This window comes from Phytobacter sp. (genome assembly GCF_059074235.1).
In genome coordinates this window covers 92262-118970 of the sequence record NZ_JCACPZ010000008.1, presented here as the reverse complement: position 1 = coordinate 118970, position 26709 = coordinate 92262, and the positions used below count along the sequence as shown (strand labels likewise).

Annotated in this window: 24 protein-coding genes and 2 pseudogenes; 18 read left to right on the top strand and 8 right to left on the bottom strand. The window is 54.3% G+C overall.

What is annotated here, in order from left to right; all coding sequences use genetic code 11:
* Positions 1-3 precede the first annotated feature (3 nt).
* The 7 genes and pseudogenes from AC5JPW_RS18455 (at position 4) to AC5JPW_RS18425 (ending at position 7985) form a co-directional block, all read left to right on the top strand.
* A complete protein-coding gene (locus AC5JPW_RS18455) occupies positions 4-831 on the top strand; it encodes a manganese/iron ABC transporter ATP-binding protein (RefSeq protein WP_494242581.1) in 828 nt (275 codons plus the stop codon).
* Complete coding sequence (gene sitC, locus AC5JPW_RS18450) at positions 828-1685, top strand: iron/manganese ABC transporter permease subunit SitC (RefSeq protein ID WP_494242580.1); 858 nt, start codon at positions 828-830, stop codon at positions 1683-1685. The genes AC5JPW_RS18455 and sitC overlap by 4 nt, the downstream gene beginning before the upstream one ends.
* On the top strand, positions 1682-2527 hold the full coding sequence (locus AC5JPW_RS18445; protein WP_494242579.1) for a metal ABC transporter permease: 846 nt from the start codon (positions 1682-1684) through the stop codon (positions 2525-2527). The genes sitC and AC5JPW_RS18445 overlap by 4 nt, the downstream gene beginning before the upstream one ends.
* A gap of 75 nt (positions 2528-2602) precedes the next feature.
* Positions 2603-3542 (top strand): annotated as a pseudogene (gene dusC, locus AC5JPW_RS18440) (tRNA dihydrouridine(16) synthase DusC).
* 154 nt (positions 3543-3696) lie between these two features.
* On the top strand, positions 3697-4530 hold the full coding sequence (gene bglG / locus AC5JPW_RS18435) for a transcriptional antiterminator BglG (RefSeq protein ID WP_494242578.1): 834 nt from the start codon (positions 3697-3699) through the stop codon (positions 4528-4530).
* 185 nt (positions 4531-4715) lie between these two features.
* Complete coding sequence (gene bglF, locus AC5JPW_RS18430) at positions 4716-6575, top strand: PTS beta-glucoside transporter subunit IIABC (RefSeq protein WP_494242577.1); 1860 nt, start codon at positions 4716-4718, stop codon at positions 6573-6575.
* Positions 6576-6590: 15 nt separating this feature from the next.
* Positions 6591-7985 (top strand): glycoside hydrolase family 1 protein, encoded by a 1395-nt coding sequence (locus tag AC5JPW_RS18425; protein WP_494242576.1) that lies wholly within the window; start codon positions 6591-6593, stop codon positions 7983-7985.
* Positions 7986-8027: 42 nt separating this feature from the next.
* On the opposite strand, the gene AC5JPW_RS18420 is transcribed toward AC5JPW_RS18425, so the two are convergent.
* Positions 8028-8111, bottom strand: coding sequence for a small membrane protein YohP (locus AC5JPW_RS18420; protein ID WP_494243859.1), 84 nt, complete (start codon positions 8109-8111; stop codon positions 8028-8030).
* Between the two features lie 69 nt (positions 8112-8180).
* Positions 8181-8771, bottom strand: coding sequence for a DedA family protein (locus AC5JPW_RS18415; protein ID WP_494242575.1), 591 nt, complete (start codon positions 8769-8771; stop codon positions 8181-8183).
* 148 nt (positions 8772-8919) lie between these two features.
* Here AC5JPW_RS18415 and AC5JPW_RS18410 point away from each other — a divergent pair, with 148 nt between their 5' ends.
* Together AC5JPW_RS18410 and pbpG are read left to right on the top strand one after the other, a co-directional pair.
* Entirely contained in the window at positions 8920-9507 is a 588-nt protein-coding gene (locus AC5JPW_RS18410; RefSeq protein WP_494242574.1) for a Yip1 family protein, read from the top strand.
* A 170-nt stretch (positions 9508-9677) separates the two neighbouring features.
* Positions 9678-10619 carry a D-alanyl-D-alanine endopeptidase gene (pbpG, locus tag AC5JPW_RS18405; protein WP_494242573.1) on the top strand — a complete coding sequence of 314 codons (942 nt, stop codon included), beginning with the start codon at positions 9678-9680 and terminating at the stop codon, positions 10617-10619.
* On the opposite strand, the gene AC5JPW_RS18400 is transcribed toward pbpG, so the two are convergent.
* Both AC5JPW_RS18400 and dld read right to left on the bottom strand, forming a co-directional pair.
* Complete coding sequence (locus tag AC5JPW_RS18400) at positions 10620-11174, bottom strand: GNAT family N-acetyltransferase (RefSeq protein ID WP_494242572.1); 555 nt, start codon at positions 11172-11174, stop codon at positions 10620-10622.
* 140 nt (positions 11175-11314) lie between these two features.
* Positions 11315-13021, bottom strand: a complete 1707-nt coding sequence (gene dld, locus AC5JPW_RS18395; protein WP_494242571.1) for a D-lactate dehydrogenase — start codon at positions 13019-13021, stop codon at positions 11315-11317.
* A 172-nt stretch (positions 13022-13193) separates the two neighbouring features.
* Between dld and bglX the strand changes: the two genes are divergently transcribed.
* The 5 genes and pseudogenes from bglX to AC5JPW_RS18370 all read left to right on the top strand — a co-directional run bounded on the left by bglX (position 13194) and on the right by AC5JPW_RS18370 (position 19402).
* Positions 13194-15491, top strand: coding sequence for a beta-glucosidase BglX (bglX, locus tag AC5JPW_RS18390; protein WP_494243857.1), 2298 nt, complete (start codon positions 13194-13196; stop codon positions 15489-15491).
* 173 nt (positions 15492-15664) lie between these two features.
* Positions 15665-16576, top strand: a complete 912-nt coding sequence (osmF, locus tag AC5JPW_RS18385) for a glycine betaine ABC transporter substrate-binding protein OsmF (RefSeq protein WP_494242570.1) — start codon at positions 15665-15667, stop codon at positions 16574-16576.
* A gap of 2 nt (positions 16577-16578) precedes the next feature.
* Positions 16579-17733 carry an ABC transporter permease gene (locus AC5JPW_RS18380; protein WP_494242569.1) on the top strand — a complete coding sequence of 385 codons (1155 nt, stop codon included), beginning with the start codon at positions 16579-16581 and terminating at the stop codon, positions 17731-17733.
* Positions 17730-18680, top strand: coding sequence for an ABC transporter ATP-binding protein (locus tag AC5JPW_RS18375; protein ID WP_494242568.1), 951 nt, complete (start codon positions 17730-17732; stop codon positions 18678-18680). The genes AC5JPW_RS18380 and AC5JPW_RS18375 overlap by 4 nt, the downstream gene beginning before the upstream one ends.
* Positions 18664-19402: pseudogene (locus AC5JPW_RS18370) on the top strand (ABC transporter permease). The gene AC5JPW_RS18375 and the pseudogene AC5JPW_RS18370 overlap by 17 nt, the downstream one beginning before the upstream one ends.
* Here AC5JPW_RS18370 and AC5JPW_RS18365 read toward each other — a convergent pair.
* A complete protein-coding gene (locus AC5JPW_RS18365; RefSeq protein ID WP_494242567.1) occupies positions 19377-19490 on the bottom strand; it encodes a protein YohO in 114 nt (37 codons plus the stop codon). The pseudogene AC5JPW_RS18370 and the gene AC5JPW_RS18365 sit on opposite strands and share 26 nt — an antisense overlap.
* Positions 19491-19549: 59 nt before the next feature.
* Complete coding sequence (mlrA, locus tag AC5JPW_RS18360; protein WP_494242566.1) at positions 19550-20281, bottom strand: HTH-type transcriptional regulator MlrA; 732 nt, start codon at positions 20279-20281, stop codon at positions 19550-19552.
* Between the two features lie 220 nt (positions 20282-20501).
* Here mlrA and AC5JPW_RS18355 point away from each other — a divergent pair, with 220 nt between their 5' ends.
* The 4 genes from AC5JPW_RS18355 to AC5JPW_RS18340 all read left to right on the top strand — a co-directional run bounded on the left by AC5JPW_RS18355 (position 20502) and on the right by AC5JPW_RS18340 (position 23939).
* A complete protein-coding gene (locus tag AC5JPW_RS18355) occupies positions 20502-22190 on the top strand; it encodes a LytS/YhcK type 5TM receptor domain-containing protein (protein WP_494242565.1) in 1689 nt (562 codons plus the stop codon).
* The gene (gene btsR / locus AC5JPW_RS18350; RefSeq protein ID WP_494242564.1) at positions 22184-22903 is read left to right on the top strand and encodes a two-component system response regulator BtsR; all 720 of its coding nucleotides are present in this window, start codon (positions 22184-22186) and stop codon (positions 22901-22903) included. Before AC5JPW_RS18355 ends, btsR begins: the two co-directional genes overlap by 7 nt.
* Before the next feature lie 145 nt (positions 22904-23048).
* Positions 23049-23387 carry a helix-turn-helix domain-containing protein gene (locus AC5JPW_RS18345; RefSeq protein WP_494242563.1) on the top strand — a complete coding sequence of 113 codons (339 nt, stop codon included), beginning with the start codon at positions 23049-23051 and terminating at the stop codon, positions 23385-23387.
* A 78-nt stretch (positions 23388-23465) separates the two neighbouring features.
* Complete coding sequence (locus AC5JPW_RS18340; RefSeq protein ID WP_494242562.1) at positions 23466-23939, top strand: YehS family protein; 474 nt, start codon at positions 23466-23468, stop codon at positions 23937-23939.
* Between the two features lie 51 nt (positions 23940-23990).
* On the opposite strand, the gene AC5JPW_RS18335 is transcribed toward AC5JPW_RS18340, so the two are convergent.
* Together AC5JPW_RS18335 and metG are read right to left on the bottom strand one after the other, a co-directional pair.
* The gene (locus AC5JPW_RS18335; RefSeq protein ID WP_494242561.1) at positions 23991-24443 is read right to left on the bottom strand and encodes a YehR family lipoprotein; all 453 of its coding nucleotides are present in this window, start codon (positions 24441-24443) and stop codon (positions 23991-23993) included.
* A gap of 90 nt (positions 24444-24533) precedes the next feature.
* Complete coding sequence (metG, locus tag AC5JPW_RS18330; RefSeq protein WP_494242560.1) at positions 24534-26567, bottom strand: methionine--tRNA ligase; 2034 nt, start codon at positions 26565-26567, stop codon at positions 24534-24536.
* Positions 26568-26709: the final 142 nt, after the last annotated feature.

Here is a 26709-nt window from a genome sequence, read left to right as displayed (position 1 = left end):
ACCATGACGCAAACAGCAGGAATCACGGTTTCAGGCGTGACGGTGACATACCGTAATGGGCACACCGCGTTGCGGGATGCCACCTTCAGTGTTCCCGGTGGTTCGATAGCGGCTCTGGTGGGGGTTAACGGCTCAGGAAAATCAACGCTGTTTAAAGCGGTGATGGGCTTCGTACGCCTGGCCGCAGGTCACATTGCCATTGCGGGTATGCCTACGCAGCAGGCATTGCGGCGTAACCTTGTCGCCTATGTTCCTCAGGCTGAAGAGGTGGACTGGTCTTTTCCGGTGCTGGTGGAAGACGTGGTGATGATGGGCCGTTACGGGCGAATGGGGATGCTGCGCATTCCAAAAGAACACGATAAGCGCATTGTCACTGAGGCGCTGGAGCGGGTGGACATGCTGGCGTTTCGCCACCGGCAGATTGGCGAGCTCTCCGGCGGGCAGAAAAAGCGTGTGTTTCTGGCGCGCGCTATTGCCCAGCAGGGGGATGTGATCCTGCTCGATGAGCCTTTTACCGGCGTGGATGTTAAAACCGAAGCCAAAATCATCGATCTGCTGCGTGAACTGCGCGATGAAGGCAAAACCATGCTGGTCTCCACCCACAATCTTGGTTCCGTGACCGAGTTTTGTGACTACACGGTGATGGTCAAAGGCACGGTGCTGGCAAGCGGGCCTACTGAAACCACCTTTACGGCAGACAATCTGGAGCAGGCCTTCAGCGGCGTGCTGCGTCATGTGGTGTTGAGTGGCACGGAAGACCGCATTATCACCGATGATGAGCGTCCGTTTGTCGCACACCGTCTGCCCGCAGATGAAAGGGGGCAGGGATGAATGCGCTGTTTGAACCCTTCGGGTATGAGTACATGCGTAACGCCATGTGGGTCTCAGCGATGGTGGGTGGCCTGTGTGCCTTTCTCTCCTGTTACCTGATGCTCAAAGGTTGGTCGCTGATTGGTGATGCCTTGTCGCATTCGATAGTGCCTGGTGTGGCGGGCGCTTATATGCTCGGGCTGCCGTTTGCGCTGGGGGCGTTTTTGTCGGGCGGACTGGCGGCAGGCAGCATGCTGTTTCTTAACCAGCGAACCCGGCTGAAAGAGGATGCCATTATCGGGCTGATTTTCTCCTCTTTCTTTGGTCTTGGCCTGTTTATGGTGTCGCTCAACCCAACGTCGGTCAATATCCAGACCATTGTGCTGGGCAACATTCTGGCTATCGCCCCGGCGGACATTCTGCAACTGGCGATCATTGGCGTCGTCTCCATCGTTATCCTGTTCTTTAAATGGAAAGACCTGATGGTGACCTTTTTCGATGAAAACCATGCCCGGGCTATTGGCTTACGTCCCGAACGCCTGAAAGTGCTGTTCTTCACCCTGCTGGCATTGTCCACCGTCGCCGCTTTGCAAACCGTTGGCGCGTTCCTGGTTATCTGTCTGGTGGTCACGCCGGGGGCCACGGCGTGGTTGCTGACCGACCGTTTTCCGCGTCTGCTGATGATTGCGGTAGCTATTGGTAGCATCACCAGTTTTGCGGGTGCCTGGGCCAGCTACTATCTGGACGGAGCCACCGGCGGGGTGATTGTGGTCGCCCAAACGCTGCTGTTCCTGCTGGCTTTTGTGTTCGCTCCCACGCACGGACTGTTGGCAAACCGTCGCCGTGCGCGGCTGGCACTGGAGGCTGAACAATGATGGCGCTACTGCTCGAACCCTTCCAGTTTGCGTTTATGAACAACGCGCTGTTGATTGCATTTATTGTCGCTATTCCCTGTGCGTTGCTGTCGGTGTTTTTGGTGCTCAAAGGCTGGGCGCTGATGGGCGATGCGATGAGTCACGCAGTGTTCCCCGGCGTGGTACTGGCCTGGATGATGGGGCTACCGCTGGCCTTAGGGGCATTTGTTGCCGGGCTTTTTTGTGCCGTCGCCACCGGTTTTTTGAAAGACAACAGCCGTATTAAACAGGATACGGTGATGGGGATTGTCTTCTCCGGTATGTTTGCCGCCGGGCTGCTGCTCTATCTGGCGGTGAAACCGGAAGTCCATCTCGACCATATTTTGTTTGGCGATATGCTGGGAATTAATGGGGCCGACATCCTGCAAACGGCAATTATTGCGGCGCTGATCGCCGTGGTCATTGGCGTAAAATGGCGTGATTTTCTGCTCTTCTGTTTTGACTACCAGCAGGCGCAGGTCAGCGGTTTACGCACCCGCTGGCTGCATTACGGCCTGCTGTGTATGGTGTCGTTGACCATTGTGGCGACCCTGAAAGCCGTGGGGATTGTGCTGTCTATTTCGTTGTTGATTGCCCCGGGGGCCATTGCGGTGCTGCTGACCAACCGTTTTCATATTGCGCTACTGGTGTCGGTAGCGGTGTCAGTGGTTGTGTCACTGTTGGGGATTTATCTGTCGTTCTTTATCGACAGTGCACCCGCACCCACGATTGTGGTGCTGTTTGCTCTGGTGTTTGTGGTGACGTTTATTGTTTCGAGCCGTAAGGCAAAGCGGATGGAATTAAGGCGGTTGTCGGAGGGGTAATACGGGTGAATCAGGAGCCTTCCTTCCCCCTGAAAGAGGCGCTACTATGTCGCCTCATTTTTTCAGGGGCAAGATATGCGTGTATTACTGGCGCCGATGGAAGGTGTGCTCGATTCGCTGGTGCGCGAGCTACTAACCGAGGTCAACGACTACGATCACTGCATCACCGAATTTGTACGCGTGGTCGACCAGCTTTTGCCCGCAAAAGTGTTCCACCGCATCTGCCCGGAACTCAATCACCAAAGCCGCACCCCCTCCGGCACGCTGGTGCGCGTGCAATTGCTGGGGCAATACCCGCAGTGGCTGGCGGAAAACGCAGCGCGTGCGGTAGAGCTGGGTTCCTGGGGCGTGGATTTAAACTGCGGCTGTCCGTCTAAGATGGTCAACGGCAGCGGTGGCGGGGCTACGCTGCTCAAAGATCCGGAAATGATCTACCTCGGCGCAAAAGCGATGCGTGAAGCGGTGCCCTCTCATTTGCCGGTCACCGTGAAAGTGCGTCTTGGCTGGGACAGCGGTGACAGGCAGTTTGAAATTGCCGATGCGGTGCAGCAGGCTGGCGCTTCTGAGCTGGTGGTACATGGGCGCACCAAAGAAGATGGCTACAAGGCCGAGCGCATTAACTGGCAGGCCATCGGCGAGATCCGCAAGCGGCTGAGCATTCCGGTTGTCGCCAACGGGGAAATCTGGGACTGGCAAAGCGCACAGGACTGTATGGCAGCCACCGGCTGGTGATGCGGTAATGATGGGTCGTGGTGCGCTGAACGTACCCAATTTGAGTCGCGTGGTGAAATACAATGCGCCGCGGATGCCCTGGTCTGACGTTATCACGCTGCTGAAAAAATATACCCGCCTGGAGAAGCAAGGGGACACGGGATTGTATCACGTGGCCCGAATCAAACAGTGGCTGGGCTACCTGCGTAAAGAGTATGACGAGTCGCAGGGCGTATTTGAGCAGATTCGTACCCTCAAAACCTCTGCGGATATTGCCCGTGTTATTCAGGGTATAAATCAATAATCTTGAGATCGTAATCACGTTTTTGCGCGACGCCGATTGAGTGCAAGAGGCAACCTGATAGAGTTTCGCTCCGTGGATTGTTACTGCGAAAGCAGGCTAAACCTGATGTTCTGGCATTTGCCGGAAGTCAGGTTTTTTTGTTTCTGGGGTTCGGATGAAAATCGCCAAAATACTCAATAATAATGTGGTGGTCGTGCTGGATGAACAGCAACGCGAGCAGGTCGTTATGGGCCGGGGGCTTGCGTTCCAGAAACGTATCGGCGATGAGCTGGACGAGCGCAAAATCGAGAAGATTTTTGCCCTGCAAAGCGACGAGCTGATTGGGCGGTTAAGCGAGTTGCTTAATCAGATCCCGCTGGAAGTGATGACCACCTGCGATCGCATCATTGATTTAGCCCGTGAACGGCTGGGGAAATTACAGGAGAGCCTGTATATCACCCTGACGGACCACTGTTTCTTCGCCATGGAGCGAATGAAAAACGGTCAGGTGATCCGCAACGTACTGTTGTGGGAAATTCGTCGCCTGTACCCGAAAGAGTTTCAATTGGGGCAGGAAGCGCGCGCCATTATTGCAAAGCGCCTGGGCGTGGAACTGCCGGAAGATGAAGCCGGATTTATTGCGTTGCACCTGGTGACAGCGCAACTGAACAGTGAGATGCCGGAAGTCATGCACATCACCAAAGTGATGCAAGAGATCCTGCATATCGTGAAGTACGAATTAAAACTGGAATACAACGAAGAGTCGTTGAGTTACCACCGTTTTGTGACGCACCTGAAGTTTTTCTCCCAACGGATGCTGACACGCACCGTCGTGGAAGATGACGATCTGTCACTGCATCAGGCGGTTAAAGACAACTATGCCCGAGCCTGGCGCTGTGCAGAAAAGGTCGAGCGCCACCTGCAGAAGAACTATCAACGTAACTTAACGACCGAAGAGATTATGTTTCTCGCGATCCATATAGAGCGTGTACGAAAAGATAAGCGCTAAAAATAAGCGCGAAGATTTACCCCAAAATATTCGTGTCCGCACAGGCGGCGTGAATAATGAAGGGTAAAACAGGATTGTTACTGCGACACGCAGGCAAAACCTGAGCCCGGCCCGCAAGGTGCCGGACTCAGGTTTTTTTTTACTCAGTCACCGCCTACGGGCATACAAGAAGCAAGGAAATAAACATGGAATATCAAGCGCTGGCGAAAGATATTCTCAGCCACGTTGGGGGCAAGGAGAACATTGGCAGCCTGGTACACTGCGCCACCCGATTACGCTTCAAACTCAAGGATGGTAAGAAAGCAGATGCCGAAGGCCTGAAGGCAAATCCCGGTATCATTATGGTGGTGGAGAGCGGTGGACAATTTCAGGTTGTCATCGGTAATCACGTCAACGACGTCTGGCAGGCGGTGCGCAATGAAGCCGGCCTGACGGATGACACGCCGATAGCCACTACGGGCAAAGACGATAAAATCTCCCTTTTGGGGCGCATGATCGACATCGTTTCCGGCATTTTCACGCCGTTTATCGGCATTATGGCAGCGTCGGGTATCCTGAAAGGGCTGCTGGCACTGGCAGTGGTGTGCGGGTGGCTCTCGACCACCAGCGGCACATATCAGATCTGGTTTGCTGCCAGTGACGCGTTATTCTTCTTCTTCCCGCTGATCCTCGGGTATACCGCCGGGAAAAAATTCGGCGGTAACGCCTTCGTGACCATGGCGATCGGGGGGGCGTTGACTCACCCGTTGATGATCAAAGCCTTTGAAGCCAGCCAGGTCCAGGGGGCTGCCGGTGAAACCTTCTTCGGTATTCCGGTGACCTTTATCAACTACAGCGGCTCGGTGATTCCAATCATTGTCGCCGCCTGGGCGAGCTGCTGGCTGGAAAAACAGTGCAACAAATTCCTGCACTCGGCGGTGAAAAACTTCTTTGGCCCGCTGATTTGCATCGCAGTGATTGTGCCGCTGACCTTCCTCGTTATTGGTCCGCTTGCCACACTGCTCAGTCAGGGACTGGCGCACGGCTATCAAACGATTTACGTCTTTGCCCCCTGGTTGGCAGGTGCAGCCCTTGGGGCGATGTGGCAGGTCTGTGTGATCTTCGGTCTGCACTGGGGTCTGGTACCGCTGATGATCAACAACCTGACCGTCTTTGGTCAGGACACCATGCTGCCGATTCTGCTGCCTGCGGTTCTGGGGCAGGTGGGGGCGGTGCTGGGTATCTTCCTGCGTACCCGTGACCCACGGCAGAAAATCCTTGCGGGCTCCGCGGCAACTGCCGGTATTTTTGGTATCACCGAGCCTGCGGTATATGGCCTGACGCTGCCGCTGCGCCGTCCGTTTATCTTCGGCTGTGTGGCCGGGTCGATTGGTGGGGCAATTGTCGGCTTCAGCGACAGCCATGTTTACTCCTTCGGCTTTGCCAACGTCTTTACCCTGGCGCAAATGATCCCGCCAGGCGGCGTGGATGGCACTCTGTGGGGTGGCATTCTGGGCACGGTAGTTTCTCTGGTATTAGCCTGCGTGATGACCTTTGTGGCTGGCATGCCGAAAACGCCGGTTGTCGCTCAACCGGTTGTCGTGCCCCCTGGTGAAAACGATATTCTGGCGCCGATGACGGGTACCGTACTGGCCCTTGAGCAGGTACCCGACAGCACCTTTGCTGCTGGTGTACTGGGCGAAGGCACGGCAATTATCCCATCGGGTAACAAAGTGATTGCGCCTTTTGCCGGAGAAGTGGCTTCACTGTTCCAGACCAGGCATGCCATCGGCTTGCTGAGCGACAGCGGCATTGAACTGCTGATCCACGTCGGAATTGACACCGTGAAACTGGACGGCAAACCCTTTACCGCACATGTTAACGTCGGCGATAAAGTACAACCGGGCGATCTGCTGCTGGAGTTCGATCGCGAGGCGATCCTCTCCGCCGGCTACGATCTGGCGACCCCGATCATTATCAGTAACAGCGACAGTTACCGCGCTGTGACGACCGTGGCAGCCTCGGCTGTGGAATCCGGCATGCCGCTGCTGACGGTCAATCGTTAATCAAAGGAGATATCAATGAAAGCATTCCCGAATGACTTCTTATGGGGCGGTGCCATCGCCGCCAACCAGGTAGAAGGCGCGTATCTGGAAGACGGCAAAGGCCTTTCCACCTCTGACGTTCAACCTAAAGGCGTGTTCGGCGACGTGGTAGAGCGCGTGGCGGGCGACAGCGGCCTGAAAGATGTGGCCATCGATTTCTATCACCGCTACCCGGAAGATATCTCACTGTTCGCGGAGATGGGCTTTAGCTGCCTGCGCGTCTCCATTGCCTGGACGCGTATCTTCCCGAACGGCGACGAAACTGCGCCGAACGAGGCGGGTCTTGCGTTCTACGACAAGCTGTTCGACGAGATGTTGAGCAAAGGGATGACGCCGCTGGTGACGTTGTCCCACTACGAAATGCCGTGGGGCCTGGTGAAAGGCTACGGTGGCTGGGGTAGCCGCCAGACCATCACCTTCTTTGAACGTTATGCCCTTACCGTGTTTGAACGCTACAAAAACAAAGTGAAACTGTGGCTGACCTTCAATGAAATCAACATGTCCCTGCACGCGCCAATGACCGGCGTGGGGCTGGTGGAAAGCAGCAGCAAAGCGGAGATTTTCCAGGCCATTCACCACCAACTGGTGGCCAGTGCCCTGGCGGTGAAAGCCTGCCACGAGATCATTCCTGACGCCAAAATTGGCAACATGATCCTCGGCGGTCTGATGTATCCGCTGAGCTGCAAACCGGACGACGTGCTGGAAACGCTACAGCAGAACCGCACCTGGCAGTTCTTCGGTGACGTGCAGTGCCGTGGTGAATATCCGGGCTACATGCTGCGCTTCTTCCGTGAAAACGGCATTGTGCTCGATATCACCGATGCAGACCGTGCTGCGCTGAAAACCACCATCGACTTTATCTCTTTCAGCTACTACATGACCGGGTGCGTAACCACTGATGAAGAGCTGAATCAGAAAGCACGTGGCAACATCCTGAGCATGGTGCCGAATCCACATTTGGCAAGTTCTGAATGGGGCTGGCAGATTGATCCGGTGGGCCTGCGTACGTTGCTAAACGTGATGTGGGATCGCTGGCAGAAGCCGCTGTTCATTGTCGAAAACGGTCTGGGCGCAAAGGATAAGCAAGAAGCAGACGGTAGCGTTAACGATGACTACCGTATCAGCTACCTGAACGATCACCTGGTGCAGGTGGGTGAAGCCATTGAAGATGGTGTGGAAGTGATGGGGTACACCAGTTGGGGTCCTATCGACCTGGTGAGTGCATCAAAGGCAGAAATCTCTAAACGCTACGGGTTCATCTACGTTGATCGTGACGACAACGGCAATGGCACCCTGGCGCGCAGCCGCAAGAAAAGTTTCTTCTGGTACAAAGAAGTGATCGCCAGCAAAGGGGCCTCTCTCAAACGATAAACGCCAAAGGTAGCGCCCTCCCGAAGGGGAGGGCGCATCACATCAGAAAATCATCTTAAACACGCCGGTTACCACCAACAACCCAATAATAAAAATAATCAACACAACCCAAAGCAGTAATTTCAACATAGCCTTATCTCCCTTTTTGTTGTTACTCACTGCAAAGTGTAGGCAACAGTGTGCAAGTCCGCTTTTCTATTCGGAAGGAGGGGGAGAAGGGTTACGTTGTTTTTTCTGCCGACGACGGAACCACCAGCGAACTGAAAAAACCAGGACGATGGCCAGCGCCAGCCAGATGAAGCGTTTGACGTGTTGGTCGAACTGATGCAGCCACGGACCAATCACTTCACCACCCACATAGCCAAGGGTGGTGAAAATCAGCGCCCAGACAATGGCGCCGAAAACATTCAGTGGCAGAAAGATCTTCGGCGGCAGATGGCTGGCCCCGATAAGTATTGGCCCAATAATGCGAAAGCCGTACATGAAGCGGGTACCAATAACAAACAGCCAGGGGTGACGGTTAATGAGTCGCTGCGCTTTTTCGATCTTGTCCTGGTGTTTTTTAAACCGGTGTAAGATTTTCATGCCAAACCGGCGGCCAATCAGATACAGCAACTGATCGCCAATCATGCCACCGAGCGCGACGGCGGCGACCACCAGGGGGAATTTCAGCAGCCCCTGATGCGCTGCCACGCCGCCCAATAGGGTGATGGTTTCCCCTTCTGCGACGCTTCCGACTATCAGCGCGGCATAACCGTACTGACTGATAAGCGTATTGATATCCATAGTAAACCACTCTCCTGTTAATCCCTCTAAGCATACACCCTGCGAATTAATTGCGCAGGGAAGCTATTTTTTCTTCTGTTCATAAAATAACCTATAGAGTGGCTTATACTTGAAGTGTCGTAGTTCGGGCAGTCAGCAAGGGGGCGTTATGAACCATGTCTGGGGACTCTTTTCCCATCCCGATCGTGAAATGCATGCTATCAAGGGCGAAAACGAAACAATTTCGCATCACTACACCCACCATGTCTTGTTCATGGCGGCCATCCCGGTTATCTGTGCGTTTATTGGCACCACGCAAATAGGCTGGAATTTTGGTGAAAACAGTGTGGTCCAGTTGAACTGGTTCACTGGCTTTTACCTTGCAGTTTTGTTTTATGCGTTGATGCTGGCGGGTGTTGCCATTATGGGACGGGTCATCTGGTGGATGGCACGAAATTATCCTCAACGGCCTTCACTGGCGCACTGTATGGTCTTTGCCGGGTACGTGGCAACACCGCTTTTTGTCAGCGGGATCGTTGCACTCTACCCGCTGGTCTGGCTATGCGCATTAGTGGGGACGGCGGCGCTATTTTACACTGGCTATCTGCTGTATGTGGGGATTCCAACGTTCCTCAATATTAATCGCGAGGAAGGCTTGAGTTTCTCCAGTTCAACGCTGGCTATCGGTGTGTTGGTCCTCGAAGTATTACTGGCTCTGACAGTAATACTGTGGGGCTACGGCTACCGTCTGTTCTGACTTTCGGCGTTGCTGGCGTAAATGCCAGCAACGCAATCTTCTGCAATGAATCTTCGGTGGCGGCGATAAAGCAGGGCGGCTATTATGCGAAAGCCAGCTTCTGTTATTCATATCCCAAACAGATGCGGTGTGCGTAATAACGTGCCTGAATAATCATCAGAAGTCACACCATGCCGAAATTCCGTGTTTCTTTATTAAGCCTCGCGCTTCTCTTTACCGTGCCTGTTGCCCCTCAGGTGCTGGCAAAAACCCCGGTTGCCGCCACTACCGCAGCACAGCCGGAAATCGCGTCAGGAAGCGCGATGATTGTCGATCTTCAGACCAATAAGGTCATCTATTCCAGTCATCCCAATCTGGTTCGTCCCATAGCGTCTATTACCAAGTTAATGACGGCAATGGTGGTTCTGGATGCGCATTTGCCGCTGGATGAAAAGTTAAAAGTGGATATCAGCCAGACGCCAGAAATGAAAGGCATCTATTCTCGCGTGCGTCTGAACAGCGAGATCAGCCGTAAAGATATGCTGCTGCTGGCCCTGATGTCCTCAGAAAACCGTGCTGCTGCAAGTCTGGCACACCATTACCCGGGTGGCTACGGTGCCTTTATTCGTGCAATGAATGCTAAAGCGCAAGCGCTGGGCATGACGCATACTCGCTATGTGGAGCCAACCGGGCTGTCCACCAGCAATGTCTCGACAGCCGAAGATTTGATTAAATTGCTGATTGCGACGAAGCAGTATCCGCTGTTAGGTCAGTTGAGTACCACGCGTGAAGATATGGCGACTTTCTCGAATCCGGGTTATACGCTGCCTTTCCGCAATACCAACCATCTGGTATACCGCGATAACTGGAATATTCAGTTAACCAAAACCGGGTTTACCAATGCAGCCGGACATTGTCTGGTGATGCGCACGGTTATCAACAACAAACCGGTGGCGCTGGTGGTGATGGATGCATTTGGCAAATTTACGCACTTTGCCGATGCCAGCCGTCTACGAACCTGGATTGAAACCGGGAAAGTACAGCCTGTACCGGCCTCTGCATTAGATTATAAGCGCCAGAAGGCCGCGCAAATGGCGCAGAATCAGGGTGCTCAAACCGCGCAAAACGACTAATTACTCGGGCAGCGTCCAGTCACCATCGTTGAGTGGGCGCTGCATAATCAACGTATCCCGCCAGTCCCCTTTTTTGTAGCCGACGCTGCGCAGTTGTCCTGCCAGTTCAAAACCATGTTTCTTGTGTAGTCGCAGAGAACCTGCATTGTTGTTGCCATCGCCAATTATCGCAATCATCTGTCTCCACGGACCCTCTTCGCAACGCGTTATCAGCGCGCTCATCAAGGCGCTGCCTATGCCATGACCGGTCATGCTGGCGTCAACATAAATAGACTCTTCAAGCGTGTAACGATAGGCGGGGCGAGGGCGGTACGTGGTGGCATAGCAGTAGCCGACGACAATACCGTGGTAGAGGGCGACCATCCAGGGGAGTCCTTCATTGGCTGTCTTGATCATCCGTTGGCGCATTTCGTCGATGGTTGGCGGCACTTCTTCAAACGAGGCGCGGCCATGAAGAACGTGCCAGGCATATAACGAGGCAATCGCGTGAACATCATCAAGGCAGGCATCACGGACGACGAGGGCATTTTCAGACAGGACATCAACAGCAGACATGATGGTGTACTCCTCAGGATAGCAAGCCAGAGAAACGTTTCTCTGGCTTCCGCGATACTGTAGTACGAATAAAGCACACAATACAGCCCGGCTTAAGAATTGCCCTAAGTTAGACGATGAGCTTTTGCTTAGGCAACCGGTTACTGCCAGTTCTTTCTCTTGCTTGTCTTGCCAATACCAGGGTTCATGCTGTTGGTGGGATCATTTTCCAGGTAAAAACGTTTTAAATTATCGTCCGCGTCATATAAATGCCCGACGTTATGTTCTGCAGGATATTGCGCACCGCGTTGACGCAACAATTCGAGCATTTTCTCTTTAAGAACATGGGTGTCGACCCCTTTCTTGACGATGTAATCCTGATGGAAAACATGGCAGAAAAAATGACCGTAATAGAGTTTGTGCGTCACCTGGCTGTCGATTTCCGGCGGCAGATGTTCAAACCAGTCGTTATCGTTACGACGCAGCGCGATGTCCAGCGCCAGAATATCTTCCACTTCATCTGCATGTACCGCCTGGTAACGAATCGCCGCGCCCGCCGCGGCGAAACGGTGCAGGAAGGCTTTGTTACCTTCTTCGGTGGTGCAGGCAAAAAAATCGCCTTCAGCGGTGGCGAAGCATTCAGCCAGCCACTGCTGCGCCTCGGCAATACCGTCGCCGGACATTTTTAGTAGCAGGTGGTGTTCGTATTTGTCCCGCCAGCTTTTCATCCGTGGCGGCAGGTGGGAAGGGAACAGATGCCCCAGCTTTTGCATCGCGCGATCGGTGAAGTGCGGTTTAAACACTGACGCCTTTGCCAGCAGTGCATCGGTACGCCCTTTAAGCGTAAAGAAGAACGGCATTTTGTCAGTGCCGAGCTTGTCGATCATCAGGAAGGTATCTTTGCCGTAGCGTTCAGCAATATCGTAGATATCCCGATGCATATACTCACCCGCGACCGGCAGATGGGTAAATTCGCTGAGGATATGGCGGCGAATGTGGTTGAGCACGTCCGGTTGGTTGGTGCCGATGTAAAACACCTGCTGACGAGTCTGGGCCACAAAGGTGTCCAGTCGTACGGCAAAGACGGCCAGTTTTCCCGCGCAGCCGGAGGATTCAAACAGTCGGTCAGGGTCAGCGTTATAGCGCGCCGGGGTATCCGCGTTCACATCGCGCACGCGGGAGACATAATCCAGATCGTGCCCGTGGCGACCATCGTGGCGCACGTCCGCATCCTTCACACGTTCATCATCAAGCTTGCTTAATATCTGCTCCGGCGTGGTACCCAGATCAATGCCCAGGTGATTGACCAGTTGCAGTTTGCCGCTCTCGTCAATGCGGGCATAGAGCGACATTTCGGTATAAGCCGGGCCGCGCTGCACCAGCGCACCGCCGGAGTTATTACAGATCCCGCCGATGACTGACGCACCGATACAGGAGGAACCGATCACCGAGTGGGGTTCGCGTCCCAGCGGTTTAAGTGCTTTTTCCAGCGAATAGAGCGTGGTGCCCGGGAAGGCCAGGACCTGCTCGCCTTTGTCGATCAGATGCAGTTTATCCAGCCTTAAGGTGCTGATGATAACGATGTCACGGTCGTAATCATTGCCGTTCGGCGTTGAGCCTTCGGTTAGCCCGGTATTGGCAGCCTGCATAAGGATGATTTTATCGGTGCTCACGCAGGCGGCAAGAAGACGCCAGAGTTCCAGTAATGAGCCGGGGAAGGCCACCGCCAGCGCATCGCCCTGGCCGGAACGGAAGCCTTTGCGATAACGGGCCGTTTTGGCCGGGTCGGTGAGCAGATGATTCGAGCCGACAATACGTTGTAGTTCGCCGATAAAGGCGACATTTTCCTGAGAAGTTGCGGAAGACATTTTCCACTCCTTGTGGTGAAAGAACGATCTCGCCTTAAAGAATAGTCCCGGAAAGTGAGGAATTCTCAGAAAAATCAGAGAATAACTCTGCAAGCCCGACTACGATTATGGCACACTGCGTTTTTTCACGCTCTGGTCGGTGTGTGGGCTTTAAAACGAGAGAATGTACGACATGAAATGGCTATGTACTGTAGGTGTCGCTGTGAGCCTGGCGTTGCAGCCTGCGCTGGCGGAAGAGATGTTTGGTAATCATCCGTTAACGCCTGAAGCTCGGGATGCGTTTGTCACGGATTTACTCAAAAAAATGACGGTCGACGAAAAAATCGGCCAGCTCCGTTTAATCAGCGTCGGCCCGGACAACCCGAAAGAAGCGATCCGCGACATGATTGGCAAAAATCAGGTTGGCGCGATTTTTAATACCGTGACCCGCCCGGATATCCGCGCCATGCAGGACCAGGCGATGCAACTGAGCCGCCTGAAAATTCCCCTGTTCTTTGCTTACGATGTGCTGCACGGCCAGCGCACGGTCTTCCCGATTAGCCTCGGCCTTGCCTCCAGCTTTAACCTTGATGCGGTGAAAACCGTTGGGCGCATTTCTGCATACGAAGCGGCAGATGATGGCCTGAATATGACCTGGGCGCCGATGGTTGACGTCTCGCGCGATCCGCGCTGGGGCCGTGCCTCAGAGGGCTTCGGTGAAGATACCTTCCTGACTACTGAAATGGGCGTGGCGATGGTCAAAGCCATGCAGGGCAACAGCCCGGCAGACCGCTATTCGGTGATGACCAGCGTCAAACACTTTGCGGCCTATGGTGCGGTAGAAGGCGGTAAAGAGTACAACACCGTCGACATGAGTCCGCAGCGCCTGTTTAACGACTACATGCCTCCGTACAAAGCGGGGCTGGATGCGGGCAGCGGCGCGGTAATGGTGGCGCTGAACTCCCTGAACGGTACTCCGGCGACGTCTGATTCCTGGCTGCTGAAAGATGTGCTGCGCGACGAATGGGGCTTCAAAGGCATTACCGTTTCTGACCACGGCGCAATTAAAGAGCTCATCAAACACGGTGTGGCTTCAGACCCGGAACACGCGGTTCTCGTGGCGATCAAGTCCGGCATCAACATGAGTATGAGCGACGAGTACTACAGCAAATATCTGCCAGGCCTGGTGAAATCCGGCAAGGTGACGATGGCAGAGCTGGATGATGCGACCCGTCATGTGCTCAACGTGAAATATGACATGGGGCTGTTTAACGATCCGTACAGCCACCTCGGTGCGAAAGAGACCGACCCGAAAGACACCAATGCGGAAAGCCGTCTGCATCGCAAAGAAGCCCGCGAAGTGGCGCGTCAGAGCCTGGTGCTGCTGAAAAACCGTCTCGACACCTTGCCGCTGAAGAAAGATGCCACCGTGGCTGTGGTCGGCGCGCTGGCTGACAGCAAGCGTGACATGATGGGCAGTTGGTCCGCTGCGGGTGTGGCAGGGCAGTCCGTGACCGTCCTGACCGGGATTCGCAACGCCGTTGGCATCAAGGGCACGGTGATTTATGCCCGTGGCTCAAACGTGACGGACGATCAGGGTATTGTCGATTTCCTTAATGAGTACGAACCGGCAGTTGTGCAGGACAAACGTACCCCGCAGGCAATGATTGACGAGGCCGTTGAAGCGGCGAAGAAATCCGATGTGGTCGTGGCCGTTGTGGGTGAGGCTCAGGGTATGGCACATGAAGCCTCCAGCCGTACCGATCTGACCATCCCGCAGAGCCAACGCAATCTGATTGCCGCACTGAAAGCCACCGGTAAGCCGTTGGTGCTGGTGCTGATGAATGGTCGCCCGCTGGCGCTGGTGAAAGAAGACCAGCAGGCTGATGCGATTCTGGAAACCTGGTTTGCCGGTACGGAAGGCGGGAATGCCATTGCCGACGTGCTGTTTGGCGATTACAACCCGTCCGGTAAGCTGCCGATGTCCTTCCCGCGCTCTGTCGGTCAGGTGCCGGTGTATTACAGCCATCTCAATACCGGTCGTCCGTACAATGCGGATAAACCGAACAAGTACACTTCCCGTTACTTCGATGAAGCCAACGGTCCGCTCTATCCGTTTGGTTATGGTCTGAGCTACACCACCTTTAACGTCTCTAACGTGAAAATGTCAGCACCAACCATGACCCGCGATGGCAAAGTGACCGCCAGCGTTGAGGTGACCAACACCGGTAAGCGTGATGGTGCAACGGTGATTCAGATGTACCTGCAGGATGAAACCGCGTCGATGAGTCGCCCAGTGAAAGAGCTGCGTGGCTTTGAGAAGGTGGATCTGAAAGCAGGTGAGACCAAAACTGTGAGTTTCCCAATCGATCTGGATGCGCTGAAGTTCTGGAATCAGCGTATGAAATACGATGCGGAACCGGGTAAGTTCAATGTCTTTGTTGGCGTGGATTCTGCCCGCGTGAAGCAGAGTTCGTTTGAGCTGAAGTGATCGCATAAGGCCGCTGGAAAGCGGCCTTTCTTCTTTAAAATCGCCACGTTATAACCGCTTCATCTAACCAGTAACATCAAAATCTTAGCCAGAGATGTCCTCCGGACCAATTCTCAACTACGCTTTTTGCACAGCCAGAATTCCGGGCATCACAAAAAGAATGAGGAACGAACATGAAATCATTTTCGCAATGGAGCGCTGCAGGACTATTGATACTGGCTGCGGGCGCGCAGGCAGCCGAGCCGGTTAAGGTCGGTTCTAAAATTGATACCGAAGGGGCGCTGCTGGGCAATATCATTTTGCAGGTACTGGAAAGTCATGGCGTTAAAACGGTCAACAAAGTCCAGTTAGGAACCACACCAGTGGTGCGCGGTGCTATCACCTCTGGCGAACTGGATATCTACCCGGAATACACCGGCAATGGCGCATTCTTCTTCAAACAGGAGAATGACCCTGCGTGGAAAAATGCCCAGCAGGGCTATGAGAAAGTCAAAAAGCTGGATGCCGAGCAGAACAAGCTGGTCTGGCTGACGCCGGCTCCGGCGAATAATACCTGGACCATCGCGGTACGTCAGGATCTGGCAGAGAAGAACAAACTGGTTTCTCTGGACGACCTCAGCCGCTATCTGAAAGAGGGCGGCACCTTCAAACTGGCGGCCTCGGCAGAATTTATCGAGCGTACCGATGCGTTGCCTGCCTTTGAAAAAGCTTACGGCTTTAAACTGAGTCAGCCACAACTGCTCTCTTTGGCCGGTGGTGATACCGCAGTGACCATCAAGGCAGCTGCTCAGCAAACCTCTGGCGTCAATGCGGCTATGGCATACGGTACTGATGGCCCAGTTGCGGCGCTGGGCCTGCAAACCCTCACCGACCCGAAAGGGGTTCAACCTATTTATGCTCCTGCACCGGTGGTGCGTGAAGCGGTGTTAAAAGAGTATCCAAAACTGGACGAATGGCTGAAACCGGTCTTCGCCAGTCTTGATGAGAAAACGCTGCAGAAGTTGAACGCCAGTATTGCAGTTGAAGGCCTGGATGCTAAAAAAGTGGCAGCAGATTACCTGAAGGAAAAGGGACTCGTTAAATAAAGGTGGATATTCGTTGTCATAATCGCGTCGTGCTGCTGCTGGTTATTCTTGCGCTGGCAGCCACGGCGCTTCCGTTCGTCAATTACGCTCCCAATCGACTGGTCTCCGGTGAAAGCCGGGCCCTCTGGCAGTTGTGGCCGGGCTACGTGCTGGTCGGGTTGATTGTGCCCGTCAGTTTACTGCTGCTTAGTTTTGCACCACGACGGTTCCCCCTGATTGCCACGCTGATCATTGCCCAGGGCGCATTCTGGATCCTGGTCTGGAGTGTGGGTAGAGCGGCAAGCGATCTTGCTCTGACCGGCAGTCAACTGGCGCGCACCTCTCCCGGCAGCGGTTGGTGGTTATGGCTGGGGCTGTCACTGCTTGCCTGTAGCGATGTTATCCGCCGCCTGACGCCGGATCCCGTCTGGCGCTGGCTATTGCATGCCCAGATCTGGTGGCTCCCCATCGTGCTTCTGCTCACCGGGCAGCTCGATAACCTGTCGCTGCTTAAAGAGTACGTTAATCGCCAGGATGTGTTTGATGATGCGCTGGGTCGACATCTGACGCTGCTGTTTTCGACGCTGGTTCCTTCGTTGGCTATTGGGCTGCTGGTTGGGCTGTGGTGCTATCGCCATCCTGCGCGCCAGGGGCCAGTGTTCGGGGTGCTTAACGTCATTCAGACGGTGCCCTCTGTTGCCCTTTTTGGCCTGCTGATTGCGCCGCTGGCTGGGTTGGTGGCGAGTTTCCCGTGGCTAGGTTCGCTTGGCGTGGCGGGAACCGGCATGACGCCCGCGTTGATCGCCTTGATTCTTTATGCACTGTTGCCCCTGGTGCGCGGTGTAGTGGCAGGGCTGAATCAGGTGCCTGCAGACGTACTGGAGAGCGCTAAAGGGATGGGGATGAGCGCCAGTCAGCGGTTCTGGCAGGTGCGTTTTCCTCTCGCACTGCCCATTTTGCTGCGCAGCATTCGGGTGGTGGCCGTCCAGACCGTTGGCATGGCAGTGATTGCCGCTCTGATTGGTGCCGGTGGCTTTGGGGCGCTGGTGTTCCAGGGATTGTTAAGCAGTGCGCTGGATTTAGTATTGTTAGGCGTGATACCGGTGATTGCCCTGGCGGTGGTCGTGGATGCGTTATTTGCGCTGGGTATCGCGCTGCTGGAGGTGAAAGGATCATGATCGAATTTCGTCATGTCAGTAAAGTGTTTGCCGGTGTACCGGCGGTCAGTGATTTGAATCTGGAGTGCAAGACAGGCGCATTTTCCGTGCTGATTGGCACTTCGGGTTCAGGAAAATCGACCACCCTGAAGATGATCAACCGGCTGGTGGAGCACGATGAAGGCACTATTCTGTTTGCCGGTGAAGAGATACGCAGCCTGCCGATACTCGAACTGCGTCGGCGCATGGGCTATGCCATTCAATCCATCGGCCTGTTTCCGCACTGGACGGTGGCGCAGAACATTGCCACCGTGCTGCAACTGCAAAAATGGTCGAAAGCCAAAATCGCCAACAGAATTGATGAGTTGATGGCGCTACTGGGGCTGGAAATGGGCCTGCGCGATCGGTATCCGCATCAGCTTTCCGGCGGGCAGCAGCAGCGTGTTGGCGTGGCCCGCGCTCTGGCGGCCGATCCGGAAGTGCTGCTGATGGATGAACCCTTTGGTGCGTTGGATCCGGTTACCCGCGGTGCGCTGCAACAAGAGATGATCCGCATCCATCGCCTGCTCGGGCGCACGATTGTGCTGGTCACCCACGATATTGATGAGGCGCTACAGCTTGCCGATCACCTGGTGCTGATGGATAACGGGGCGATTATTCAGCAGGGAACCCCACTGGAGATGCTGACTCGCCCGGCCACCGGCTTCGTGAAGGACTTTTTCGGGCGCAGTGAGTTGGGCGTGCGCTTGCTCTCGTTGCATCAGGTTAAAGCCTGGGTGCGTGAGAACGAGCCGCCGGTTGCGGGGGAACCCCTGAATGAGGAGATGACGCTGCGCGAGGCGCTTTCCGCTTTTGTGGCGCGCCAGAGCGATGTGCTACCCGTCGCCCGTGCTGACGGCGTGCCCTACGGGACGCTGCATTTTAGCGACCTGCTAACCGCGGAGAGTGCACGTGAAAGCCTTTCGTGATCCGTTGCTGGTGGTTGGTTGCTGTGTTTGTTGCGCTGCTGCTGCTATTGCCGCATAGTACCGTGCTGTTCAGCGCACTCTTTCCGCAACTGCCGCGCCCGCTTTATCAGCAGGAAACGTTTCTGGCGCTTACGCTGGCGCATTTTGAACTGGTAGGCATTTCCAGCTTGCTGGCGATTTTACTTGGTGTAGGCGCAGGTATTGTGGTCACCCGCCCGTGGGGAAGTGAATTTCGCCCGCTGGTGGAGACCATTGCAGCCGTCGGGCAGACCTTTCCTCCGGTGGCGGTGCTGGCGATTGCGGTACCGGTGATTGGCTTTGGCAGCGAGCCTGCGGTTATCGCGCTAGTGCTTTACGGTGTGCTGCCGATTTTACAGGGTACGCTTGCAGGGATGGCTGCCGTGCCGGAAGGGGTTCAGGATGTTGCCAGAGGCGTGGGAATGAGTGACAGGCAGCGCCTGTTTAACGTCGAACTGCCACTGGCTGCGCCAGTCATCATTGCCGGGATCCGTACCTCGGTCATCATTAACATCGGAACGGCGACCATTGCCTCAACGGTCGGGGCCAGCACGCTGGGAACGCCCATTATTATTGGGCTGAGCGGATTCAATACGGCGTATGTGATTCAGGGGGCAGTTCTGGTGGCTCTGGCGGCCATTATCGTTGACCGCGGCTTTGAGCGTCTGGCGCTGCGCTTCAGCCAACACCGCCACGTACAATAAATGAGTAACCTGCGAGCATCACGCCGCTGATACCGCCGATAGCCATCAGCAGGAAAATAGTGATGACAGTGATTTTGGACAGATTCATTGCGCTCTCCTTTTGTTAAGAAAAGTATTATAAGGCGAAGCGCAGGTGTTAATGAACCATTAATTTCCGAGCGGGAAGATAGCATGTCCACTCTCACGCCAGTCCAGCAGTTGTTTTTGCTGGGCTGCCGTGGGGGCTTCACCACACCACACCAGCAGTGTCTGGCCTTCAAACATCTCCGGGCGAAAATTGCTGATGGAGTGCGCTAATACCTCCACGCGCCAGCCCTGCTGGCTTGCCATCCAGCCTTCGAGCCACAGGCGGGTGGTGTCCTGCACATTCCAGCCGATCACCAGTGCCTCGCGGTTGTTTCTTTTGCGGGCGCTGCTCAGGCAGCTACAGATATAGCTGATCAGCACACCGTCAAGCAGACTGAGCATGAGCAGCAGCGCGGGTTGCTGGCATTGTAAACGCCGACGCAGGGGAAGGAGTAAATGGGTGATCAGGGTTTCGGCGGAGTAGTCGTGCCCGCGTTCTTTCATCCATAGACGCAGGCGCTGAAGGTTGCCGCTTTGCAGGTACTGCAACACCATTTCCTGCTGGGCGCGCCAGCCATCACGCTCGCTGTCGGGTTCGTTACTCAATAATGACTGGACTTTACTGACCTGAACACCGGTGTCGACCCAGCGTTTGATTTCCCGGATACGCTCGATATCGGCATCCGTAAACAGGCGGTGGCCACCCTCGGTTCGCTGGGGTTTGACCAGCCCATAACGCCGCTGCCATGCCCGCAGAGTGATGGGATTGACATCACACAACAACGCCACTTCGCCAATCGTATAAAGCGCCATGCGTTCACCTGTACCGAAAGATCCCCACTTTAACTTTAGCCGTTGTGGTAAAAACCAGGCAGGGTTGTGTGTTTTTTGTTCATTTTGTAACGCTTACGTATCATCCTGTCGCCAGGTTTGTGATAATGCGCACGAATTTCGAGTTTTTTGGAACCCTTCAAAGAATCCTGGCGCGACTCACTGTATGGTACGCGCTTCCTGTTTTCGCGGTGATGCAAATATGTACGAATTTAATCTGGTGTTGCTGCTGCTTCAGCAGATGTGTGTGTTTTTGGTTATCGCGTGGCTGATGAGTAAAACCCGCCTGTTTATTCCTCTGATGCAAGTGACCGTGCGCCTGCCGCACAAGCTGTTGTGCTACGTGACGTTCTCGATCTTCTGTATTCTCGGCACCTATTTTGGTCTGCATATTGAAGACTCGATAGCCAACACCCGCGCGATTGGCGCGGTGATGGGAGGTCTGTTGGGCGGCCCGGTTGTCGGTGGGCTGGTGGGCTTAACCGGCGGACTGCATCGTTACTCAATGGGCGGGATGACGGCGCTGAGCTGCATGATCTCGACCATTGTTGAAGGGCTGTTGGGTGGTCTGGTGCACAGCATTTTGATCAAGCGTGGGCGCACCGATAAGGTCTTCAGCCCGCTAACCGCCGGGGCGATCACCTGCGTGGCTGAACTGACCCAGATGCTGATTATCCTGCTGATTGCCCGCCCGTATGACAGCGCTTTGCATTTGGTACAGAGCATTGCGGCGCCGATGATGGTGACCAACACCGTGGGGGCGGCGCTGTTTATGCGTATCCTGCTGGATAAGCGCGCGATGTTTGAAAAGTACACTTCGGCGTTTTCTGCCACGGCGCTTAAAGTTGCGGCCTCAACCGAGGGGATTTTGCGCCAGGGCTTTAACGAAGAGAACAGCATGAAGGTCGCCCAGGTGCTCTATAACGAGCTGGATATTGGCGCAGTGGCGATTACCGATCGCGAAAAACTGCTGGCTTTCAGAGGGGCAGGGGACGACCACCATCTGCCGGGCCGACCTATTTCATCCGGCTGGACGCAAAAAGCGATTGATAGCGGCGAAGTCGTTTATGCCGATGGCAACGAAGTGCCTTACCGTTGTTCGCTGCATCCGCAGTGCAAATTAGGCTCAACATTAGTCATTCCACTGCGTGGCGAAAACCAGCGCGTGGTAGGCACCATTAAATTATATGAAGCCAAAAACCGCCTGTTCAGCTCGATCAACCGCACGCTGGGGGAGGGGATTGCCCAGTTGCTGTCGGCGCAAATTCTTGCCGGGCAGTATGAGCGACAAAAAGCGCTGCTCACCCAGTCGGAAATCAAGTTGCTGCATGCGCAGGTGAACCCGCATTTTCTGTTTAACGCGCTCAATACCCTCAAAGCGGTGATCCGTCGCGACAGCGATCAGGCCGGACTGCTGGTGCAGTATCTCTCCACCTTCTTCCGTAAGAACCTCAAGCGTCCGTCGGAAATCGTCACCCTGGCCGATGAGATTGAGCATGTGAATGCTTATCTGCAGATTGAGCAGGCCCGTTTCCAGAGCCGTCTGCAGGTGCAGTTGCATGTACCGGATTCACTCTCGCACCAGCATTTGCCAGCCTTTACGCTGCAACCGATTGTGGAAAACGCCATTAAACACGGCACCTCGCAACTGCTTGGGGTGGGCGAAATAACCATCAATGCCAGCCAGGACGGGAACCACCTGGTGCTGGATATTGAAGATAACGCGGGGCTATATCAGCCGAAAACCGATGCCAGCGGATTAGGGATGAGTCTGGTGGATAAGCGCCTGCGCGCCCGCTTTGGCGACGGTTGTGGCATTACCGTGGCCTGTGAGCCGGACAGTTTTACCCGAATTACCCTACGACTCCCGCTGGAGGAAAGCGCATGTTAAAAGTGCTGATTGTCGATGATGAACCGCTGGCGCGGGAAAACCTGCGAATTTTGCTCCAGGAAGAGAACGATATTGAGATTGTGGGCGAGTGCGCCAACGCGGTGGAGGCCATCGGCGCGGTGCATAAATTGCGCCCGGATGTTCTGTTTCTTGATATCCAGATGCCGCGGATCAGCGGCCTGGAGATGGTCGGCATGCTTGACCCGGAACACCGCCCCTATGTGGTCTTTCTCACCGCGTTCGATGAATACGCTGTCAAAGCATTTGAAGAACATGCGTTCGATTACTTGCTGAAACCTATCGAAACTCAGCGTCTGGACAAAACCCTGGCTCGCCTGCGCCACGAGCGCAATGTGCAGGATGTGTCCGTGCTGCCTGAAAACCAGGAAGTGCTTAAGTTTATCCCCTGCACCGGGCATAGCCGCATCTACCTGTTACAAATGAGCGAAGTCGCTTTCGTGAGTAGCCGGATGAGCGGTGTATACGTGACCAGCAGCGAGGGCAAAGAGGGGTTTACCGAGTTGACCTTACGCACCCTTGAAAGCCGTACGCCGTTGCTGCGCTGCCACCGCCAGTATCTGGTCAACATGGCCCATCTCAAAGAGATCAAACTTGAAGATAACGGTCAGGCTGAACTGCTCCTGCGCAACGGTCAGACCGTGCCCGTCAGTCGTCGTTATCTGAAGAATTTAAAAGAAGCACTGGGGTTGTAAGGGCTGGATAAAAAGCGCGTACCGGTTCGCAAGAAATCTCTCCTGCTGTTGTGTTTTATTTTCGTATATAATTTTATACGCAATTAAGATCCTGCAAGGATGCGGAGTGATGATTGCAAAGGATATCAACTAACAAGAGCAAAGAATGGCGCAGAATATTGATACCAAAACACGTCATGTCACCAAAGCAGGCGGCAACATTTTTGCTGAGCTGGGGTTTGCCCCCGAAGAGGCCGCAGTCCTGCAGGCTCAGTCCCGGGATGAAATGGCCCGAGCTGATGAGCTAAAACGGCAGCTCATGGTGGAAATTGCGGACTGGATGAAGTGCTGCGGGCATAAGCAACTTGATGCGGCAAAAATTCTGCACGTCTCACGACCTCGAGTCTCCGATGTGGTTAATCAGAAAACTGAAAAATTTACTCTGGATGCGCTGGTTGGAATGGCAACGGTTATTGGTAAGCGCATTCAACTCATCATCACCTGACGCTGGCGAAAAGAAGCACTGGGGTTGTAAACTTCGGTGTTACACTGCACGTTTGCAAAAATATGTCCCGAAGGCTTTATGCTCAATAATGATATTTTACGTAGCTTGCGCTACGCCCTGAAAATGAATAACAACGACCTGAAGCGCATCTTTACCCTGGCGGATGCCTCGGTGAGTGACGAGCAATTGGTCGGCTGGTTGCGTAAGGAAGAGGAAGACGGCTTTCAGCGCTGTCCGGACATTATGATGTCCTTATTCCTGAATGGCCTGATTTATGAGCGTCGGGGCAAAGATGAATCTCAGCCTGCGCTGGTCACTGAGCGTAAGATGACCAACAACCTTATTCTGAAGAAACTGCGCATCGCCTTTACCTTAAAGACCGATGATATTCTGGCGATTCTGACTGAGCAGAAATTCCGTGTGTCGATGCCGGAAATCACTGCCATGATGCGTGCCAGCGAGCATAAAAATTTCCGTGAATGTGGCGACCAGTTCCTGCGCTATTTCCTGCGTGGACTGGCTGTACGTGAGCACGCAAAACCCGCCAAATAAAAAAGCCAGCACGGCAATAACCGTGCTGGCTTTTTTAAGCGTTAATTTCTGTTATTTCACTTCTTTAAAGCCGCGAGATTCAAGCAACTGCTGGGATTTCGACATGCTGACACCGTCTTTTGCATCGCCAGTGAAGGCGGAGCCTTGCATCTGTTGCAGTGCATCGCGGTCTGCTTTGGAGTAATCCACATCCAGGGTTTCGGTCGCATAGGTATCCTGATAATCGATACTTTCTGTTACCCCTTTAATCGCTTTGTATTTCTCGCTGATTGGCCCCAGACGCTGCATAGCCTGTTCTTTGTTGGCAATGCCCATGGCGGCATAGTTAATTTTGTTTTTTGCTGACTGACGGGTTACCACATCATCCTTGTAGTAGTAGGTCAGTGAAATTTCGGTCTTGCCATCGGTCCAGTTAAACGTCTTACTCTGTTCTTTTTCGCCACAGCCGCTCAGGACAAACAGCATCAGAGTGGTCAGTGTGATAGCGATGAGTTTTTTAAACATATTTTAAAGCCCCTTTTGTTAGAAATTTCCTGTCCATAGAAGGATAGTGCATTAAAAAAAAGGCGCTGATTTCGCAGCGCCTTTTGAGATTTATTTAACCTGTTGACCCGGTTTTGCACCGTCGTCCGGGCTTAACAGGAAGATATCTTTCCCGCCAGGACCTGCGGCCATCACCATGCCTTCAGAAATGCCGAAACGCATTTTGCGCGGTGCAAGGTTGGCGACCATCACGGTCAGACGGCCAATCAGCACCTGCGGGTCTGGGTAAGCAGAACGAATGCCGGAGAAGACGTTACGCTTCTCACCACCCAGATCCAACGTCAGGCGCAGCAGTTTATCGGAACCGTCCACGAACTCAGCGTTCTCAATCAGCGCCACGCGCAGATCCACTTTGGCGAAATCGTCAAAGGTGATGGTTTCCTGAATCGGATCGTCAGCCAGCGGGCCGGTCACCGGTGCTGCCGCCGCTTTCACTTCCTCTTTAGAGGCGTCAACCAGCGCTTCAACCTGTTTGATCTCGATACGGTTGTACAACGCCTTGAAGGTGTTCACCTTATGGTTCAGCAATGGCTGCTCAATGGCATCCCACTCAAGTGTGGTGTTGAGGAACGCTTCCACTCGCTCGCTCAGCGTTGGCAGTACTGGCTTGAGCCAGGTCATCAGTACGCGGAACAGGTTGATACCCATGGAACAGATGGCCTGCAGGTCGGCATCACGGCCTTCCTGTTTGGCAACAACCCACGGAGCCTGCTCGTCAACGTAGCGGTTTGCCACGTCAGCCAGCGCCATGATTTCACGGATCGCTTTACCAAATTCACGGCTTTCCCAGGCTTCGCCGATGGATGCAGACGCATCGGTGAAGGTTCTGTACAGCGCAGGATCGGCCAGTTCAGCCGCCAGCACGCCATCAAAACGCTTGGCGATAAAGCCCGCGCAACGGGAAGCCAGGTTGACCACTTTGTTGACGATATCGGCGTTAACACGCTGGATGAAATCTTCCAGATTCAGGTCGATGTCATCAATGCGGGAAGACAGTTTCGCCGCGTAGTAGTAACGCAGGCTGTCCGCATCGAAGTGGTTCAGCCAGGTACTGGCTTTGATGAAGGTACCGCGAGATTTGGACATCTTCGCACCGTTCACCGTCACATAGCCGTGGACGAACAAGTTGGTCGGTTTGCGGAAGTTGCTGCCTTCCAGCATCGCTGGCCAGAACAGGCTGTGGAAATAGACGATATCTTTGCCGATGAAATGGTACAGCTCAGCGTCAGAATCTTTCTTCCAGTATTCGTCGAAGCTCACGGTGTCGCCGCGCTTGTCGCACAGGTTCTTGAAGGAACCCATGTAGCCGATAGGCGCATCCAGCCAGACGTAGAAGTATTTGCCCGGCGCATTTGGGATTTCGAAACCGAAGTAAGGCGCGTCGCGGGAGATATCCCACTGCTGCAGGCCAGACTCAAACCACTCCTGCATTTTGTTAGCGACCTGCTCCTGCAGTGCACCACTGCGGGTCCACGCCTGCAACATTTCGCTGAACGAAGGCAAATCAAAGAAGAAGTGTTCGGAGTCACGCATTTCAGGCGTAGCGCCGGACACCACGGATTTCGGCTCGATAAGTTCCGTCGGGCTGTAGGTCGCACCGCACACTTCGCAGTTATCGCCGTACTGGTCCGGTGACTTACATTTCGGACAGGTGCCTTTCACGAAACGATCCGGCAGGAACATGCCTTTTTCCGGATCGTACAGCTGAGAGATGGTGCGGTTTTTAATAAAACCGTTCTCTTTCAGACGGGTGTAGATCAGCTCCGACAGCTCGCGGTTCTCATCGCTGTGCGTGGAGTGGTAGTTGTCGTAGCTGATGTTAAAGCCAGCGAAATCCGTCTGGTGTTCCTGACTCATGTCACCAATCATCTGCTCTGGGGTGATCCCCAGTTGCTGCGCCTTGAGCATGATAGGCGTGCCGTGAGCATCGTCCGCGCAGATGAAGTTGACAGTGTGGCCGCGCATTCGCTGGTAACGGACCCAGACATCAGCCTGGATGTGCTCCAGCATATGGCCGAGGTGGATTGAGCCGTTGGCGTACGGCAGTGCGCACGTTACCAGAATTTTCTTCGCGACTTGAGTCATAGTGGGTATTACTTCTTCTTTAGTAAAAAGGGGTTTTGATGTTACCTGAAAGGGGATTGTTGTGCCATAAAAGCGAGAGGGGGATTGGTGTGGAACGATTCCACAGGATTAACATGAACCCTTACCCAACGTGAACAGCGCT